The 17,455-nt window shown below is 46.1% G+C and carries 14 protein-coding genes; 8 read left to right on the top strand and 6 right to left on the bottom strand.

What is annotated here, in order from left to right; all coding sequences use genetic code 11:
• Positions 1-66: 66 nt before the first annotated feature.
• Positions 67-1,092: a diguanylate cyclase gene (locus KO533_RS15635; protein WP_219255020.1), complete on the top strand. Its 1,026-nt coding sequence runs from the start codon at positions 67-69 to the stop codon at positions 1,090-1,092.
• A 112-nt stretch (positions 1,093-1,204) separates the two neighbouring features.
• Here KO533_RS15635 and typA read toward each other — a convergent pair whose 3' ends face one another.
• Positions 1,205-3,016 (bottom strand): translational GTPase TypA, encoded by a 1,812-nt coding sequence (typA, locus tag KO533_RS15630; RefSeq protein ID WP_105251119.1) that lies wholly within the window; start codon positions 3,014-3,016, stop codon positions 1,205-1,207.
• 1,010 nt (positions 3,017-4,026) lie between these two features.
• On the opposite strand from typA, the gene glnA reads away from it, so the two are divergent.
• On the top strand, positions 4,027-5,436 hold the full coding sequence (glnA, locus tag KO533_RS15625) for a glutamate--ammonia ligase (RefSeq protein ID WP_113941334.1): 1,410 nt from the start codon (positions 4,027-4,029) through the stop codon (positions 5,434-5,436).
• 321 nt (positions 5,437-5,757) lie between these two features.
• Here glnA and KO533_RS15620 read toward each other — a convergent pair whose 3' ends face one another.
• Positions 5,758-6,633, bottom strand: coding sequence for a hypothetical protein (locus KO533_RS15620; RefSeq protein ID WP_219255018.1), 876 nt, complete (start codon positions 6,631-6,633; stop codon positions 5,758-5,760).
• Between the two features lie 183 nt (positions 6,634-6,816).
• On the bottom strand, positions 6,817-7,689 hold the full coding sequence (locus KO533_RS15615) for a hypothetical protein (RefSeq protein WP_219255016.1): 873 nt from the start codon (positions 7,687-7,689) through the stop codon (positions 6,817-6,819).
• 492 nt (positions 7,690-8,181) lie between these two features.
• On the opposite strand from KO533_RS15615, the gene KO533_RS22670 reads away from it, so the two are divergent.
• The gene (locus KO533_RS22670) at positions 8,182-8,505 is read left to right on the top strand and encodes a YceK/YidQ family lipoprotein (protein ID WP_105251113.1); all 324 of its coding nucleotides are present in this window, start codon (positions 8,182-8,184) and stop codon (positions 8,503-8,505) included.
• 165 nt (positions 8,506-8,670) lie between these two features.
• Here KO533_RS22670 and KO533_RS15605 read toward each other — a convergent pair whose 3' ends face one another.
• On the bottom strand, positions 8,671-9,792 hold the full coding sequence (locus KO533_RS15605; RefSeq protein WP_113941336.1) for an aminotransferase class V-fold PLP-dependent enzyme: 1,122 nt from the start codon (positions 9,790-9,792) through the stop codon (positions 8,671-8,673).
• A gap of 4 nt (positions 9,793-9,796) precedes the next feature.
• Positions 9,797-10,975, bottom strand: coding sequence for a monodechloroaminopyrrolnitrin synthase PrnB family protein (locus KO533_RS15600; RefSeq protein ID WP_219251334.1), 1,179 nt, complete (start codon positions 10,973-10,975; stop codon positions 9,797-9,799).
• A 264-nt stretch (positions 10,976-11,239) separates the two neighbouring features.
• Here KO533_RS15600 and KO533_RS15595 point away from each other — a divergent pair, with 264 nt between their 5' ends.
• The 4 genes from KO533_RS15595 to KO533_RS15580 all read left to right on the top strand — a co-directional run bounded on the left by KO533_RS15595 (position 11,240) and on the right by KO533_RS15580 (position 14,591).
• Positions 11,240-12,583 carry an anaerobic C4-dicarboxylate transporter gene (locus tag KO533_RS15595; protein ID WP_105251110.1) on the top strand — a complete coding sequence of 448 codons (1,344 nt, stop codon included), beginning with the start codon at positions 11,240-11,242 and terminating at the stop codon, positions 12,581-12,583.
• Between the two features lie 189 nt (positions 12,584-12,772).
• Positions 12,773-13,438 carry a CHAP domain-containing protein gene (locus KO533_RS15590; RefSeq protein ID WP_219255014.1) on the top strand — a complete coding sequence of 222 codons (666 nt, stop codon included), beginning with the start codon at positions 12,773-12,775 and terminating at the stop codon, positions 13,436-13,438.
• A 12-nt stretch (positions 13,439-13,450) separates the two neighbouring features.
• Positions 13,451-14,041 (top strand): hypothetical protein, encoded by a 591-nt coding sequence (locus KO533_RS15585; RefSeq protein ID WP_219255012.1) that lies wholly within the window; start codon positions 13,451-13,453, stop codon positions 14,039-14,041.
• A gap of 37 nt (positions 14,042-14,078) precedes the next feature.
• The gene (locus KO533_RS15580) at positions 14,079-14,591 is read left to right on the top strand and encodes a M23 family metallopeptidase (RefSeq protein ID WP_219255010.1); all 513 of its coding nucleotides are present in this window, start codon (positions 14,079-14,081) and stop codon (positions 14,589-14,591) included.
• Between the two features lie 19 nt (positions 14,592-14,610).
• Here the strand turns inward: KO533_RS15580 and KO533_RS15575 are convergent, their stop codons facing one another.
• Positions 14,611-14,802 carry a DUF2986 domain-containing protein gene (locus KO533_RS15575; RefSeq protein WP_113941341.1) on the bottom strand — a complete coding sequence of 64 codons (192 nt, stop codon included), beginning with the start codon at positions 14,800-14,802 and terminating at the stop codon, positions 14,611-14,613.
• A 424-nt stretch (positions 14,803-15,226) separates the two neighbouring features.
• Here KO533_RS15575 and KO533_RS15570 point away from each other — a divergent pair, with 424 nt between their 5' ends.
• Positions 15,227-17,404, top strand: coding sequence for a TonB-dependent receptor (locus KO533_RS15570; protein ID WP_219255008.1), 2,178 nt, complete (start codon positions 15,227-15,229; stop codon positions 17,402-17,404).
• The last annotated feature ends 51 nt before the right edge of the window (positions 17,405-17,455 follow it).

The raw sequence follows: 17,455 nt of genomic DNA, 5'->3' as shown, positions 1-17,455 counted from the left end.
ATCGCAGATAATATTCCTATACGGATATTAGGAAAATGGTTTTATGTTCCCCAACGGAGCTAACCTATGCGACCCGACCGACAGCAATTGATCCATTCGTTATTTGACGAATATATAGAGATGTATGCCTCCCGTGATGACAGGCTAACTCGTCGCTTTAGTGATAACTTTAGCGGCTATGCAGGGAGCAGTGACCAGCTTGTCACCAGCAGGGAAGAATGGGTGCGAATCACTCGCCAGGACTTTGCACAAGTGCCTGAGCGAATCCACATCGAAATGTTAGATCTTTCTTTACAAGACCTTGCCGACAACCTCGTGGTTGTGACTGCCTTTTTCCATATCCACTTACCTATCCCTAATCCTATGCTTTCCCGCGAGACAGCACGGCTAGTGTTGATATTTCACCGAGAAAACAACGACTGGATGATTGTCCACAGTGGCATATCCATCCCCTACGGCTTAGCCCACAAAGGGGAAATTTACCCGATCGCGCGATTAGAGGAACGTAACGTCGAACTTGAATCCATGATCACAGCTCGAACCTGTGAGCTGGCAGAAGCCAATAGGCAACTTGAAATACTCAGCAATACCGACGGTTTAACCAATATCGGCAATCGCCGCCTATTTGACATGATGTTACAAACAGAGTGGAGTCGTGGACAAAGGAGCAATTCATCACTGGCCCTCATCATGCTCGATATTGACCACTTTAAACAATTTAACGATCACTATGGCCACCTCGCCGGAGATGATTGCCTTAAACAATTAGCGAGTACACTGTCCCAGTCCGGTCGCAGAGCGGGCGAATTAGTCGCTCGCTACGGCGGCGAAGAATTTGTCATTCTATTACCGAATGTCGATAATCAAACCGTACTTGAGACAGCGCAGCATATACATCAGTTGATCCAAGCCATTGCCATTCCGCATGCAAATACCGACCTTGGGATTGTGACAGTGAGCGCAGGCATCGCCTATCTGCAACCCTCTAACAAACAAAATGCTTTAGAACTCGTTCGCCAAGCTGACGCCGCTCTCTACCGCGCCAAATCCGCTGGCCGCAATTGCATACGGGTGATGGATAAGGACTACTAATACCCATTACTCAATTTATCCCAACAAAAAGCCCTGCACAGTTTCCTATGCAGGGCTTTTTAAACCGATTGACTCACCTTAAGGGCGTGTCACCTGAGTTAACAGGCTGGCATTAACCGCGGTTAAAGCGCTTACGATCGTTTTCAGTCAAGTGTCTCTTACGAACACGAATGTTCTTAGGCGTTACTTCAACTAATTCATCATCATCGATGAACTCAAGCGCTTGCTCAAGTGTCATTGTGATTGGCGTAGTCAACACTTGGGCTTCGTCAGTACCAGAAGCACGCATGTTGGTCAGCTGCTTACCTTTCAAACAGTTAACTGTCAGATCGTTTGAGCGAGCGTGAATACCAACCACTTGGCCTTCGTATACTTCAGCGGCGTGGCCGATAAAGAGACGACCGCGATCTTGCAGACCGAACAATGCGAAGGTCAGAGCCTTACCCGTTGCGTTAGAGATCAATACGCCGTTAGCGCGTTGACCGATATCGCCACCTTTGTGCGGACCATAATGGTCGAATGAGTGATAAATTAGACCAGTACCAGAAGTCGCGGTCATAAACTCAGTTTGGAAACCGATTAAACCACGGCTTGGGATGATGAAGTCGATACGTACACGACCTTTACCATCAAGCTGCATGTCTTTCATTTCAGCTTTACGGGTACCTAATTTCTCGATTACTGTGCCTTGATCTTCTTCTTCAACGTCAACAGTCAACGTTTCAAATGGTTCACACAGTTCACCGTCGATAGTTTTCAGAATAACTTCTGGACGTGATACGGCTAACTCGTAACCTTCACGACGCATGTTTTCAATCAAGATTGATAAATGCAATTCACCACGGCCAGATACACGGAAGCGATCTGGACTTTCTGTTTCTTCAACACGCAGTGCCACGTTGTGGACTAATTCTGTTTGCAGACGCTCCAGAATGTTACGTGAAGTCACATACTTACCTTCTTTACCTGCAAAAGGCGAAGTATTAACTTGGAAAGTCATGGTCAGAGTAGGTTCATCAACAGTCAAAGGTGGCATAGCTTCTACTGCACCAACGGCACAGATAGTGTCAGAAATTTTCAGCTCGCCTAAACCAGTGATAGCAACGATGTCGCCAGCGTTAGCAATTTCAACTTCAGTACGGTCTAGACCCATGTAACCTAATACTTGGCCCATTTTACCGTTACGAGTTTTGCCATCAGCGCCAATAATAGTCACTTGTTGGTTCGTTTTCACGCTACCACGCTTGATGCGGCCGATACCGATAACACCCACGTATGAGTTGTAGTCGATTTGCGAAATTTGCATCTGGAACGCGCCTTCGGCGTCAGCATCTGGGAAAGATACTTTTTCAACGATAGTTTGGAACAGCGGCGTCATATCATCGCTCGCTACATCCGGATCTAAAGTTGCAAAACCGTTTAACGCAGAAGCGTAAACGATTGGGAAATCTAGCTGCTCGTCAGTTGCACCTAAGTTATCGAACAGGTCGAATACTTGGTCAATAACCCAATCTGGGCGTGCACCTGGACGGTCAATTTTGTTGATAACAACGATTGGCTTTAGGCCTTGAGCAAACGCTTTCTTCGTTACGAAGCGAGTTTGTGGCATTGGACCGTCAACGGCATCAACTAGCAATAATACTGAGTCAACCATAGACAGAACACGCTCAACCTCACCACCGAAATCGGCGTGGCCTGGGGTATCAACAATGTTAATACGGTAGTCGTTCCACTTGATGGCAGTATTCTTTGCCAGAATCGTGATCCCACGTTCCTTTTCAAGATCGTTGGAGTCCATCACCCGCTCAGTGGCTTCTCCTCGGGTTGCAAGGGTGCCTGACTGTGACAGCAACTTGTCTACCAGGGTCGTTTTGCCATGGTCAACGTGTGCAATAATGGCGATGTTACGTAAATTCTCTAGCACGGATAAACCTCTTACCATCAAACAAAAATAGGGATATTTCAGTAATTCGTTATGGTGATCGAGCTCGATCTACCACAATAAAAAGCGTGCCATTCTACTCCAGAGCGGCCTTGGCGCACAGGATTATTTTTGAACACTTATAAAACAATTCGCCAATCCTTGGGTAATTTCCGCCAATCATCCACTGAATGAAATCCTCTATAGCCAGAGTTAACGCTCTGTTTAATTGCCATATTCGTAGGAAAAATTCGAGTTAAGCAGCTGAATTTGCTATTTTTCGTATTCAATGTTAGCACTGCTAATGTCGATTTAAGCATCAGCAAAATCGACTTAGATACAGAGAAATTACCACGTGAACACACTGCAATAAATTCTGCGGCACACTTAATCTAACGTTCATGTTGGCGTTTACACCCGATGGCATTAAGACTCACTTCATTGTCACGGAATACCTTTTTACGCATCACTGATTTCACTTGGCCTGTGAACAGCAAAGACATTTCGCACATGAGAACGAACTCTTTCCTAATAATATGATAATAAACCACTATTGGATTGATAATGCGTGGCATAGTTGGACAGACTAGCGTGGTTTTATGACAATTATGCGGCGATTATGCGGTGATAAATAGTCCCGTGCAGTGCTGCAAGTATGTGCGAGCTTCACAGAGGCGGTACTTACTGAGATAGTGAAAGCCAAAGCGTCATTGCCATCTCAGTGCCATATAAGCGGTGCATGTTATCGCTGTGCATCCCAGCTTAAGGTTTGCATGAATCAATTCAGTGCGCACCAAAATGGAGTAATGCACCAAAATGCCACAGACAAAAGCACTATTATGGTGCACACGCGAATCCAATTAAGTGCAACAAAGATTTTAAACCATGTTAATCAGTAAGTTAAATTATTGGCATGGATATCGCTTTATAGCTCGTAAGTTTGGCTCAAGATAAATCACTTGAGTTAAAAGATTATAGAAGGGGCATCCCTTTACCCTACCGGAGGCTTGAGAATGTCAGTTGAATCAGTTTTAAAGCAACTTGAAGAATTAGAAGTTAAGTTCGTTGATTTACGTTTTACCGACACTAAAGGTAAAGAGCAGCACGTATCTATTCCTTCTCATCAGGTAGATGCTGATTTCTTCGAAGACGGCAAAATGTTTGACGGTTCTTCTATCGCTGGTTGGAAAGGCATTAACGAATCAGACATGGTACTGATGCCAGATCCAACGACATTTGTACTGGATCCTTTCACCGAAGAAACCACAGCGCTGATCCGTTGTGACATTCTTGAACCCGGTACTATGACAGGTTACGACCGTGACCCACGCTCAATTGCTAAAAAAGCAGAAGCTTACCTGATCTCTACTGGTATCGCTGATACTGTATTGATTGGACCAGAACCAGAATTCTTCCTATTTGACGATGTCCGTTTCGGTACTGACATGTCAGGTTGTTTCGTTAAGATCGACGCTAAAGAAGCGGCTTGGAACTCAGGCACTAGCTACGAAGGCGGCAACACAGGTCACCGTCCATTTGTTAAAGGTGGTTACTTCCCAGTTGCACCGGTTGACTCATCACAAGACCTACGTAGCGCTATGTGTTTAGTGCTCGAAGAAATGGGCCAAGTGGTTGAAGCGCATCACCACGAAGTGGCGACTGCAGGTCAAAACGAAATCGCAACTCGCTTCAACACCTTGACTAAGAAAGCGGATGAAATCCAAATTCTGAAGTACGTAGTGCACAACATGGCACACGCTTACGGCAAGACGGCGACTTTCATGCCTAAACCCATCGTTGGTGACAACGGTAGCGGCATGCACGTTCACCAATCTCTGGCGAAAGACGGTGTTAACTTGTTCGCTGGCGACAAATACGCAGGTTTAAGTGAAACGGCGCTGTACTACATAGGTGGTATCATCAAGCACGCTCGCGCGCTGAACGCTTTCACTAACCCAAGCACTAACTCTTACAAGCGTTTAGTGCCACACTTTGAAGCACCTGTTATGTTGGCCTACTCTGCCCGTAACCGCTCTGCATCAATCCGTATTCCAGTGGTACCAAGCCCTAAAGGCCGTCGTATCGAAGCACGTTTCCCTGATCCACATGCAAACCCATACTTAGGTTTCGCAGCGCTGCTGATGGCGGGTCTTGACGGTATCCAAAACAAGATCCACCCAGGTGAGGCGATGGACAAAGATCTGTACGATCTGCCTCCAGAAGAAGCGGCTGAAATCCCACAAGTGGCAACGTCATTAGAAAACGCCCTTGAAAATCTGCAAGCTGACCATGAGTTCCTGACTAAAGGCGGCGTGTTCAGTGAAGATTTCATCCAATCTTATATCGTACTGAAAACAGCAGAAGCTGAGCGCGTAGCACGTACAACTCACCCACTTGAGTTTGAAATGTACTACAGCCTGTAATGGCTAGCGCTATACAACCGGCTCGCTTTATGTAATTGATACAGAAAATATAAAAGCCTCGATAGCAACGCTATCGGGGCTTTTTGTATTTTAAAGGTATATACAACTTTTATTCTGATTCAATCATCGCGTTGTTCTCTACATAGGCATCATCGCCAACCACTCTTTTATCATTCAGAGAAGGCACGCCAGACACCGCGGCAACAGCAACAATAGAGATAGATGGTTGAAAACTGATCTAAATTAAAAGAGGGTGCGGCATAAAACCACCTATATAGTCGGAAGTTAACTACCGCGCCATTATTGTTGAGTGTCCACGCTTTATTCAACTAGGCTGGGATTCTCAGGGGCAAAATCTGCCAGTTGGGCAGGTTCGCCTGACTCAAATGACGCAAATGGTACGCCATCTAACACGCGCTCATTTTTAAATACACGGATTTCAGAATCAGGTAACTGCGTCATCAGTAATGACAAGATAATGTGCATCTTATCCAATGGGCAATGAAGACGAATACTTGCACGTAAGCCCATTGTTCGTACATCCGATTGGCAGGCAATAAATGGACGATTCCGCGTTATCTTAATCAAATGACGATGCCCATTTTTTATAGGACTCTCGTAAGTAGTCTCTATATTTTTAAAACCGGTGAAGAAAAATGCCATAACGGCAAAACCACCCGCGCCGACCAAGGCGGCCGGGCCTAACAACGCCACCCCGACAATACAAACCACCATCCCAAACCAAGCCAGCCCCCGCACTACCGCGTAGGCGGCATCCGGTATAACGTCATGATAGGTGGTAACTAACCCCTCGGTGGTGAGCCGATAATGGTACTGTTTGTCGGCCAACCAGAGGTAGCGCATAAATGGCCCAAAAATCATCACTATGATGAGAAAATAATACCATTGCTCAAATCCATACCAGTATGTCACCAACCCAACTAGAGCCGTAATCCCGCACGGAATAAGGACCATGATCCACCCAATGCCATACACAGTCGCCACCCGAATATCCCACTCATAAAGCGTGGGCGCCTCTCGCACCCGCTGCTGACGCAACTGATAGAGCCGGTCTTGCTCCTCTTGGGGTAATTGCAGGTACTCACTGCGCGGCAGGTCTTCATACCGACTGTCGTCTAACGGTTGTGTCTCTTGCTCTGTCGACGCCAACTGCTGCGGCGCTGCCCTCTTATTCATATAGCTATTCCTTTGCTGTACCCACGGACTGCACGGTCATCGTTAACCTACCCACACAGCTCGTACTTAATGTTTTCTCACCCTTGACGACCTTGCCGCTAAAAAGTCTGTTAGCATCTTGGTGGCAAAGCTGTCACTGATGGACACCGAGTCTCGCGCCAATAACAGGCGCGAGAAAAAACGTTAACTGGGCTGGGTATTGTCAGGGGCAAAATCTGATAGTTGGGCTGGTTTGCCTGACTCAAATGACGCAAATGGTACGCCATCTAACACGCGCTCATTTTTAAATACACGGATTTCAGAATCAGGTAACTGCGTCATCAGCAATGACAAGATAATGTGCATCTTATCCAATGGGCAATGAAGACGAATGCTTGCGCGTAAGCCCATTGTTCGTATATCCGATTGGCAGGCAATAAATGGACGATTCCGCGTTACCTTAATCAAATGACGATGCCCATTTTTTATAGGACTCTCGTAAGTAGTCTCTACATTTTTAAAACCAGTAAAGAAAAATGCCATCACGGCAAAACTTCCTGCACCGACCAAGGCGGCCGGGCCTAACAACGCCACCCCGACAATACAAACCACCACTCCAAACCAAGCCAGCCACCGCACTACCGCGTAGGCTGCATCCGGAATAGCGTCATGATAGGTGGTGACCAGCCCCTCTGTGGTGAGCCGATAGTGGTACTGCTTGTCTGCAAACCAGAGGTAACGAGCAGATAGGCACATTATTAGTGCCATGATGATTAACCCTATACCCAAGCTAGTATCGCCAGATAGCAAATAGCTCCCTATAAGTGCTAAACAGCCACACGGGATCAGGAAGGTTAACCAAAATAGACCATAGACAGTCGCCACCCGAATATCCCACTCATAAAGGGTGGGCGCCTCGCGTACCCGCTGCTGACGCAACTGATAGAGCCGGTCTTGCTCCTCTTGGGGTAATTGCAGGTACTCACTGCGCGGCAGGTCTTCATACCGACTGTCGTCCAACGGTTGTGTCTCTTGCTCTGTCGACGCCAACTGCTGCGGCGCTGCTTTATTGTTCATCCTGTTACCTCTCGGTAGACTCTACTTGTAGCGTGGCCATCGCCAAGCAGTAAATCCAGTCATCCATTTTAAATCAGCAACATAATATGCTCTCGGCCTACCCTCAAGCGAATATTTACTGAAACAGTTTTAAGGAAAGTAATAAAAGTAGCTAGATGGCCAGTAAGGGAAGTGGAGACTGATTTTAAAGAGTATGTTCAAAACTCATCTGAGTGCTGCGAGGACACGGCATACAAACCTCCATGATTAATACCAATCCAAAACAAGAGTCGCCGTTAACAACTAGGTTATTGAGCTTGGTTGTATCTCGTTTCTGTTGATGAATAATTGACAGATATAATCATATAGTTAGAATGCCAAGCTGTTGAAACAGAACAGGTTGGCGTCAAATGAAACCAGATCTGGTTCCACATCACTAACGCTCTCAGTTGATCAAGTGAGTAGATCATACCGAAGCAATGCAGTTTTTCACATATAAACAATGGAGTGGTTATGCGTTGGTTGACTTGGTTGGTCGTGTGCTGTTCTCTCACGGGATGTGCAACGATAACGTCGAGGATGGGAGAAGATTCAACTTGGGGTCACTCTTTCTCAAGTGTGCAAACGGCTGTTGATAATGGCGAGGAGTGTATGATTATCTCCGCGTTGGCGGCCCCGCCCTTGCTGCTCTTTACCATCCCGCTGACACTCGTTGATATGAGCAGTGCGTTGATCATCGATACTGTTATGCTACCTGCAGATTTAGCGATCACGCCCAGCGATCCCAAGCTCCACACCCCGCGACCTATGGTCTGCCGCTATGACTACAAGATTTAAGCATGATCGCACCCAATAAATAACCTCAAGTTGCCTGTGTGACGGTGAGTTAACGCCAGCATACGGGAACGACCATGTCGCGGTTTGCCTCCCAGAGTGTTGTGCCTTGTTAGTTGTAATTACGTGGTACAACTTAGCCTAGCAAGCCATTTTAAATCATTTAAGTTAGCGATTTGCTTTAATCACATCAAGTAACAACTTGATATCAGCCATATTGTTATAAATATGCGGAGAAATCCGGATCCCCATACTGCGGGCGTCGACACTAATATTCGCGTTCGCCAATGCCGTCATCATTTGATGCTGCTGTTTACCAAACTGCAGAATAAGCGTGCCGCTGCGCTTTTCAGTATCCCGCGGCGACACAAACTCATGGTCGAGCTCTTGCGCCACAGCATCAATCAATTGCTGATTGTATTTACGCAGCAACGGAGTACCTAAACCAGCAAGATAATGAATGCTATGGGTGGCAATGGCATAAGGCGCGATTGATGGTGTCCCTCCCCAAAAGCGCAGTGCGGAATGCTGGTAACGAAAATCATGGATATCAAATTCGAACGGATTCTCGTGGCTAAACCAACCCACATCTTTAGGCTGACAACTATCCAATATGGCGGGATTAACCCAAAGATAGGCAGCACCAGGGCCGCCGCAGAGCCATTTCACACTCGAACCGATTAAAAAATCGGGTTGTAGGCGCGCAAGATCCAGCGGAATAATCCCCGCCGATTGCGCTACATCCACTAAGCTCAAACAACCTCGCTCACGGGCTATAGTGAAAATATTGGCTAATGGCGCCTGCTGCCCCGTATTCGAGTAAGCATGGCTGACAAACACCAGATCCACATCGCGGCTGATATGCGCATCCCACACATTAGGGTCGGTGATATCGAGCCCTTTAGGAATAAAGCGTACTTCGCAACTGGCAGGCAGCGCTTTTTTAAGGGCAAAACCCATGCTGGGAAAATCAATCTCACTCATTAACACAACGGCGTGTTCGCGGTTCAATCTGTCGAGGGACATGACAATTTTAGTCAGCGCACTGGAAAGATTGACCTGAGGGCAAAAATCCTTCTGGTGGCCGTTAAATAGTTTAGATAAAGCAAAGGTAAAATCATCAATCACACCCAACCACTGGCCCCAAGGTTCACGCCCCGACTCCTGCCAAGGCGCAAAAAAGGCTTCTTTAAAGACCTGCTCGGTCGATTTTAATGGCCGGCCAACGGAATGGTTTAATAGATATCCTGGACCTGCTAGGTAAAAGTCCTTTTTAAAATCTTCAAACATAGTGTTATCTCAAACTCTCTTTTAGTTTTTTAATATCACAATAACGAGTCCGAATATCGCTGCGCTGAGCGGCGGCGCGTCTGTCTCTGAGTCGCTCCAATGAGCCGAGTAGCACATGCAGTGGCGGACCACTCGCGGTAACCTTAGCTAAATGCTGCTGCTCCATACTTGTCGAAGGCTCAGCAATATATTTAGTTACTAACTCATTATGGTGCTGAATCGCAGTCTCGCCATGTAATTCGCAGACTTCGATAAAGAGTCGCAAGTTTTCTTGATACCAATCTTGGGTTGAGCAGTCTTTTGCCAGCAAGAAGTCATCCATCAAATTCGGCCGACGCATGCACTCGCGCAATATCTGTTGATCCTCCGGCATCATGTATAAAAACTTGTCCACCAGCATTTGTGAATAGGAGGCTTCGTTTGCAAAACAAAGACCTAGCGTTAAATCGATGACATTAATTCCCGCAAAATCACCTGCATTAGCACCGCGATAGATGACTGAACCCACCCGATAAGGTTTGTAGTAAGGACGAACACAGTAAAAGAAACGGTCAGTATCTAATCGGTTGAATAATTGAGTATTCGACTCAATCACATCTTGCAATGCCTGTTTAGCGACTCGCAGTAAATCGTGACTGATGGGATGGGAAATGCCCAAAGGCTGGATCTTTAATAGCGCATCGGCGGCGCGTTTATAGGCCAAAATGCCTTTAGTGTTGTAATCCACAAACAGCTTTTCGGCGCTCAGATCGGTAAAGCGCTTATAAATGCCATTGTGGGCACGATTGTGCGTAGTTAAATGTGCGGTGGCAAAGCGCGGCGTGACGCCTATTGAAGCGCCAATATGCATGGCGAGCGCAGAAGCCTCAGCTAATGGCGATGTTGTTTCCCGCGAGGGCTCGGTAATTTCATGGCGCCGACAGGCCGCCATATACAAGCCCACATTGCCGAGTAAATCGAAGGCACTGTCGAAACCTTCATCAGTATTCCCCTCATCGAGCAAGGTCTTAATCAACTCTCGCCCTTCGCTCTCCAGCGCCAACTTAGCTTCTGCGCCGATATCAAGCACATTGGCCCGATCCGTTTGTTGGTAGTAAAGCTGTTCTAGCTCGGAATTGAGTTCCACAAAGCGGCTGCGGATCCAATCATCAAAAGCTTCGGTATTAAAGGTGGCAGGTTTCACGGGCTTATCCTTGAGTATTGTTATCGTTCTTTTAAACGGAGTGAGCTCAAAGCGTTAGCCCAATCCGTAAAACTCGTAACCAGAATGCAACTTATCGCCACATGTTTCTAGCGTTAGGTCAAATTTCCGAAAAAACTAATGCCATTTTTTATTTACACCATGCGCCAGCGCAATTTTTCAAACACTTTTACTCCGCAGAATGTTCCTGAAGACACTCATCACTCAACTAATAGCTAAGCGGTAAGTTCCGCAGAGGTAAATCGGATGATTTTAATGGAATTTATAGTAGTGCTTAGCTGCCTACTGCTAGGTACCCGCTACGGCGGCATGGGATTAGGCCTCATCAGCGGTATTGGCTTATTTTTACTGATTTTTGTTTTCGGTTTAGCGCCGGGACAACCGCCAGTGCAAGTTATGCTAACCATACTTGCAGTCATTGGCTGTGCAGCCGTATTGCAAACCGCGGGTGGATTAGATGTGATGATGCAGTATGCCGAGCGCTTACTGCGCCGTCATCCACAATACATCACGATTCTAGCGCCGCTGACCACGTGGACGCTGACCTTCCTTTGCGGTACTGGCCATGTGGTTTACACCATGTTCCCGATTATTTCCGATATCGCGCTGAAGAAAAATATTCGCCCAGAGCGCCCAATGGCGGTGGCCTCTGTCGCCTCACAAATGGCGATTTGTGCTTCGCCCGTGTCGGTAGCTGTGGTGTCTATGGTGTCGATTCTGGCATCACAACAGGGTGTAGGCCGCGCTTACAATCTGCTCGAAATTTTAATGGTGTCAGTGCCAGCATCGCTTTGCGGTGTCATGGCCGCTGCACTTTGGAGTCTGCGTCGTGGTAAAGATTTAGATAAAGATGAAGAATTTCAAGAACGCATTAAAGATCCAGTCCAAAGAGCCTTTATCTATGACAAGAGCGAAACCCTGTTAAATCAAAAATATCCGAAGGAAGCTTACTGGGCAACGGGGATTTTCTTCACCGCTATCGCTGCTGTGGTACTGTTAGGTTCATTTAGTGAATTGCGTCCCGCCTTTGACGTTAAAGGTAAGTCGACCTTGCTCTCGATGAACTTAGTGATCCAGATGATGATGTTAATTGCAGGTGCTTTTATCCTGATGACCTGTAAAGTCAAACCGACCAACATCTCTAACGGTCCCGTTTTTAAAGCGGGCATGGTAGCAATTTTCTCAGTATTTGGTGTGGCGTGGATGAGCGATACTTTCTTCATCAGCCATATGGATGTACTGCAGGAAAACCTGTCCCATGTAGTACAAAGCCAGCCTTGGACCTATGCCTTAGTGCTGTTTCTCATCTCTAAGCTTGTTAATAGCCAAGCGGCAGCACTCACAGCAATCGCACCTATGGGACTCGCCTTAGGGGTCGATCCAAAACTCTTAATCGCCTTCCTCCCTGCAAGCTACGGTTATTTCGTGCTACCAACCTATCCAAGTGATCTAGCCTGTATCGGCTTTGACCGTTCAGGTACGACTAAAATAGGTAAGTTCATTATTAACCACAGCTTTATCATTCCAGGCTTTATCGGTGTAGCGACAGCATCGGCTGTCGGTTATCTACTCGCAACCGCTTTACTCTAAACGCCAAAATAACAAAGGCCGCTGATGCGGCCTTTGTTTTAGATAACCTTAGATCACACAAAAGTATTAACCTGTGCCAATATAAAATCCATACCCTAGACGTCCATGTTCTTCAGAACATAAAATACGCAGCCCGAAAGTGAGATAAGTATCTTACTCAACAACTCTTTTTAGCTTGCCGTACTAAAGATGATTAGACGCTTATCCATTCTATTAGTTTTTTTCGCGATACTGATGGGGCTCGTATACTGTGCCTACAGTCTGATAACTCGGATTAACTTTAATTCCCACCATCAAGTAGGAGAAGTCATCGACACTCTAAACGGGGTTAATATCTATTATAACGGAGGAGTTAATACCCATTCAGGACGCAACCTATCTATAGATGGTTATAACTTAGGTATTCAATATCAATGTGTTGAATTTGTTAAGCGCTACTTTTACCAACGCTACCAGCATAAAATGCCTGACGCTTTAGGCCATGCTAGAGACTTTTTTGATAACAAGTTAAGCGATGGCATGTGGAATGAAAAACGCGCTATGCGGCAATACACTAATGCGAGTCAGACCAAACCTATGCAGGATGATCTACTCGTGTTTTCTCCATGGATATTTAACCCCTACGGTCACGTTGCAATCATTGCCTCAGTTACCGATAGCAGTATTGAAATTGCCCAACAAAATCCCGGCCCCTTTGGCCCATCACGCGAACGGTTGGCATTAATTCAACAAAACGGCCTCTGGTATATTGATGCGCCTCGAGTAAAAGGTTGGTTAAGATGGCAGGACCCGGAAATCACGGCATCCCCGATTGCAGAATCCGCAAATACGCCATTCCCCAGTAAGGTTCACTGAGAAATAACAATAATGTCAGTATTAACTTGGATTAAACAACGCCTTGCACGTAATAGTGATAGCCTCAAGCAATCTAGGCCACAAACTGAGTTACGCACTGTTTTTCATCAAACCCAGATGCCCAATATCAGCTTGCCAATCATACAAACCTATCCACTCGTTGTACCTATGAACAGAGAAGATATTTTTGCTTATCAATTGCATTGCTTGCTGACTTACCAAGGGGAAGAGGCCTTAAACACTTTACTTAGCCAGGCAGGCTTTAACATATTGCCCGAGCAAACGGTCAACTTTAACGGTTTTATCGAACACCCAACCCAAGCGACCTGCGTATTGCTGAACCAATATGACGATTTTGCGGGTGTGTGCATAACCTTAGTGACCAATGACAAACCCTTGCTAGAAGCATTAATCAGATTCAAATCTGCCCCGCCCAATCCATGGGAAAGCTTTCCCAATATCGATCCCGATACTCTCGGCAGTCTTCAAGGTAATATCGACTTTTGGTGCAGCTATTTTTGGCGCCCCTATTGGCTATCACTCTCAGAAACTGAGCGCTTGCAATATCCTGAAAGTTGGCGGGAATTTAGCGAGTTTCATTAAAACTTAAGGTACGCAAACACTTAATGCAGGATAAAAAATGAAATTGAAATATGTTGGATTAGCACTGACGTTACTGCTACTTGGTGGTTATCTGATCCCTGAGTCACCCGCGATCCCAGTAAAAGGTGCCAGCAGTAAAGATTGGAACAGCCAAACCTTTTGGTATGAACCTTGGGGTCCATCGGGCGTTCACAAGGGGATAGATATTTTCGCCGCCAAAAACACCGCAGTGATTGCGCCAACGCCTATGCTGATCTTGTATCGAGGTGACTTCTTCAAAGGAGGAAATGTGGTGGTTGGTTTAGGTCCGAAATGGCAAATTCACTACTTTGCCCATTTAGCCCAAATTGAATCAGCCACAGGATTGATTGCCTACCAAGGTGACACTTTGGGCACTGTCGGCGATACGGGCAATGCACAAGGTAAACCGCCCCATTTGCACTATTCCATTTTGAGCTTATTGCCTAAACCTTGGCTGATGGATACTTCAACCCAAGGTTATAAAAAGGCCTTTTATCAAAATCCTATCGAGTATTTAACTGCACGATAGGTTTAACGACTTACTTTAATCAGCTTATTGGCAGTGCAATATCAAGCTGAGGTTCTGCGGTTTTTGATGGGGTTTCATGCTCAACTGCCGCAGCTAATGCTTCTCTCTCTGCCTTCGCAATATATTTAGGTTTATTGCTAGATTGCAGTTTGGCATTGGCCTTTTTTGCCTTGCTCTTCAAGGTTTGATTAATCTTCTTTTTACGGTTCATCAGGGCACCAATGCGAGATACGGTATAAAGGGGCGCGATTATAGCCTTCCATCAACACGCCAGACAATCGAAAGCACTAAGGCAAACGCGTAGCCCAATCAAATAATCAAACCTGCGACTAAAGCATAGGTCTCCTAAATCAAAGACAAATGCCAAACAAGGTAATGCCTTACCGACATAAACTCGCACTATATGCATGGCCTTTACGGTAAAATCTCTCGATACCGAGTGCTGTGTCGCAATTTATTCATACTGTCGTCAAATCATGCAATTTCCTGTATGGCGTGACTAGACAAGCTGTAATTCCTCCCCTAAAATCGCGAATAATAAAAATCGTTATCATTTGTAATACAATTTAATGGAATATTAACCTATGCCAAGGGAGCCGGTGTAACAAACTCATTCGCCCTTAGCAGGAAGTTATATGACATTCAAAACCTCGTTTGTTGCTTTAGCCGTATTGGCAGCGTTAACCCAATCCGCTACGGCCCAAGATGCCACCGACAACAGTCCAAACAACAAAAATAAAGACATAGAAAAAATCACTGTCACCGCAAGTCGAATGGATAAATCCCCCAGCTCGATCCCCAATACTGTCACTATCATCGACCGCGCCCAATTAGAAGAACAGTTCCGCACCACTAAAGATTTATCGACTATTATCGGTAACTTAGCGCCTAGCTTTTCACCGAGCCGCCAGAAGATGAGTAACACAGGTGAAACCCTGCGTGGTCGTCCACCATTGATTATGATCGACGGAGTGCCTCAATCGAACCCACTTCGCAGTGGTGGTAGAGAGGGACAAACCATAGATCCTGCCATGATTGAGCGCATCGAAATCATTCACGGCGCCAATGCCATGCACGGTCTCGGTGCCCAAGGCGGCATCATCAACTACATCACTAAAAAGCCTACAGGCGACAGCGAACAGGTTGCTAGTTTCGATGTCACAGTGCCTGATTCAATGAAATCCAATGGCTTAAGCTTTGGTGCTAGCTATGCGTTTTCTGGCGAGTCAGAATTTATCGACATGATAGGTTCGGTTAGCTACCGCAATAATGGCGTCTATTACGATGCTAATCATAACGTAGTGGGTGTCGACACGACTCAAGGCGAGTCGATGGATAGTCAGAGTAAAGACTTCTTCATTAAGCTTGGCCATAACTTCGATGAGTCTCGCCTTGAATTAATGGTTAACCATTACAATGCAGACAACAATGGCGATTGGATGCCCGTTGCAGGTGACAAGCCCAATGGTGTACCCACAGGTGCAGTTAAAGAAACTCAGCCATGGGAAGCCGCCAACAACCAAGTGACCACCACAAGTTTGACTTACACCCACGCCAACATTGGTGGTCAACAACTTAGCCTGCAACTCTTTAATCAAGATTTTAAAGCAGTTTATGGCGGTGGCTGTTTCGATAGCTTCTACGATCCATCCTTCGAAGGCAGCGATCAAGTCATCCAATGCGGTATCGGCAGTAAAGGCGAAAGCTTGTACTACGAGCAATCGCGTAACTCTTCGGTTAAATGGGGTTTAAAAAGCGCCTTGATCGCTAAGGATATTGCCGGCTCAGGAATTGATGCGGCCTACGGTGTCGACCTTTTCCGCGACACCACTGAGCAAGACTTAGTAAAAACTGGCTTTTCATGGGTTCCCGAAAGTACCTATGACAACGTTGCGCCTTACTTACAGTTAGATTATGACTTAATTGAAAATTTAACCTTATCGACTGGTGTTCGTTACGAACATGCCGAGTTAAGTGTCGATGACTACAAAACCCTATGGGGTGCAGGCAATAAGCAAATTGCGGGCGGTTCAGCCACCTTCGATGAAACCTTATTTAACGTCGGTATCTCTTATAAAATCACTCCTGACATTCGTGTTTATACCAGCTATAACCAAGGTTTTGGCATGCCGGATATCGGCCGAATTCTGCGTGATGGTAAAAGCTTCCCCGGCGACAATCCCAGCATAGATGGCTCACTGGCGCTCACACCGATCGTCACAGATAACGTTGAAGTCGGCGCCGATTACCAAGGTAAATACTTAAGCGCTAAGCTAGCTTACTATCGTTCCGCCACTGATTTTGGTTCACGTTTGGCCTTAAATAGTGATGGTTTCTACGACGTGAAGCGCGAAAAGAGTGTGATCGATGGTATTGAAGCCAATGTCACCGCCTACATTACCAGCAATGATGATCTCGGCATGAATATCGCCTTCCAGCAGGGCGAATACGATTCAAATGGTGATAGCCAAGTCGATACCGATCTCGATGGTGCAAATATTTCGCCAAACCGTATCAACCTGTTCTGGACCCATAGCTTCGATAATGAAATGTCGACCCGCGTTCAAGCCAATTACTACATGGACCGCGATTTTAAAAACGCGGCGGGCAACAAGTATGCAGAGTTTGATGGCTACACGACAGTCGATGCTTCCTTCTCAATGCCGCTTTACACTGGCACCCTGAGCCTAGGTTTGCAAAATCTATTTAATAAGGATTATTTCAATTATTACTCACAAACCATGGGTACAAATGATCGTTATTTCAAAGGGATGGGGCGTACTGCAACAATAGGCTACACCTTGCCTTTCTAAATGAAAGGCCCATTTTGAAACATAAAAAAGCGCAATTAAATTGCGCTTTTT

Source organism: Shewanella sp. NKUCC05_KAH (assembly GCF_019345585.1).
Lineage (GTDB): Bacteria > Pseudomonadota > Gammaproteobacteria > Enterobacterales > Shewanellaceae > Shewanella > Shewanella oncorhynchi.
Note: the sequence above shows the minus strand (reverse complement) of the source record. Positions and strands in the feature narration are given on the sequence as shown.

What these genes read in the sequence shown, in the direction of transcription:
- KO533_RS15575 (WP_113941341.1), bottom strand. Translation starts at nt 14,802, where the DNA reads ATGAACCGTAAAAAGAAGATTAATCAAACCTTGAAGAGCAAGGCAAAA.
- glnA (WP_113941334.1), top strand. Translation starts at nt 4,027, where the DNA reads ATGTCAGTTGAATCAGTTTTAAAGCAACTTGAAGAATTAGAAGTTAAG.
- KO533_RS15585 (WP_219255012.1), top strand. Translation starts at nt 13,451, where the DNA reads ATGTCAGTATTAACTTGGATTAAACAACGCCTTGCACGTAATAGTGAT.
- KO533_RS15580 (WP_219255010.1), top strand. Translation starts at nt 14,079, where the DNA reads ATGAAATTGAAATATGTTGGATTAGCACTGACGTTACTGCTACTTGGT.
- KO533_RS15590 (WP_219255014.1), top strand. Translation starts at nt 12,773, where the DNA reads ATGATTAGACGCTTATCCATTCTATTAGTTTTTTTCGCGATACTGATG.
- KO533_RS15570 (WP_219255008.1), top strand. Translation starts at nt 15,227, where the DNA reads ATGACATTCAAAACCTCGTTTGTTGCTTTAGCCGTATTGGCAGCGTTA.
- KO533_RS15635 (WP_219255020.1), top strand. Translation starts at nt 67, where the DNA reads ATGCGACCCGACCGACAGCAATTGATCCATTCGTTATTTGACGAATAT.
- KO533_RS22670 (WP_105251113.1), top strand. Translation starts at nt 8,182, where the DNA reads ATGCGTTGGTTGACTTGGTTGGTCGTGTGCTGTTCTCTCACGGGATGT.
- KO533_RS15615 (WP_219255016.1), bottom strand. Translation starts at nt 7,689, where the DNA reads ATGAACAATAAAGCAGCGCCGCAGCAGTTGGCGTCGACAGAGCAAGAG.
- KO533_RS15595 (WP_105251110.1), top strand. Translation starts at nt 11,240, where the DNA reads ATGATTTTAATGGAATTTATAGTAGTGCTTAGCTGCCTACTGCTAGGT.
- KO533_RS15620 (WP_219255018.1), bottom strand. Translation starts at nt 6,633, where the DNA reads ATGAATAAGAGGGCAGCGCCGCAGCAGTTGGCGTCGACAGAGCAAGAG.
- KO533_RS15605 (WP_113941336.1), bottom strand. Translation starts at nt 9,792, where the DNA reads ATGTTTGAAGATTTTAAAAAGGACTTTTACCTAGCAGGTCCAGGATAT.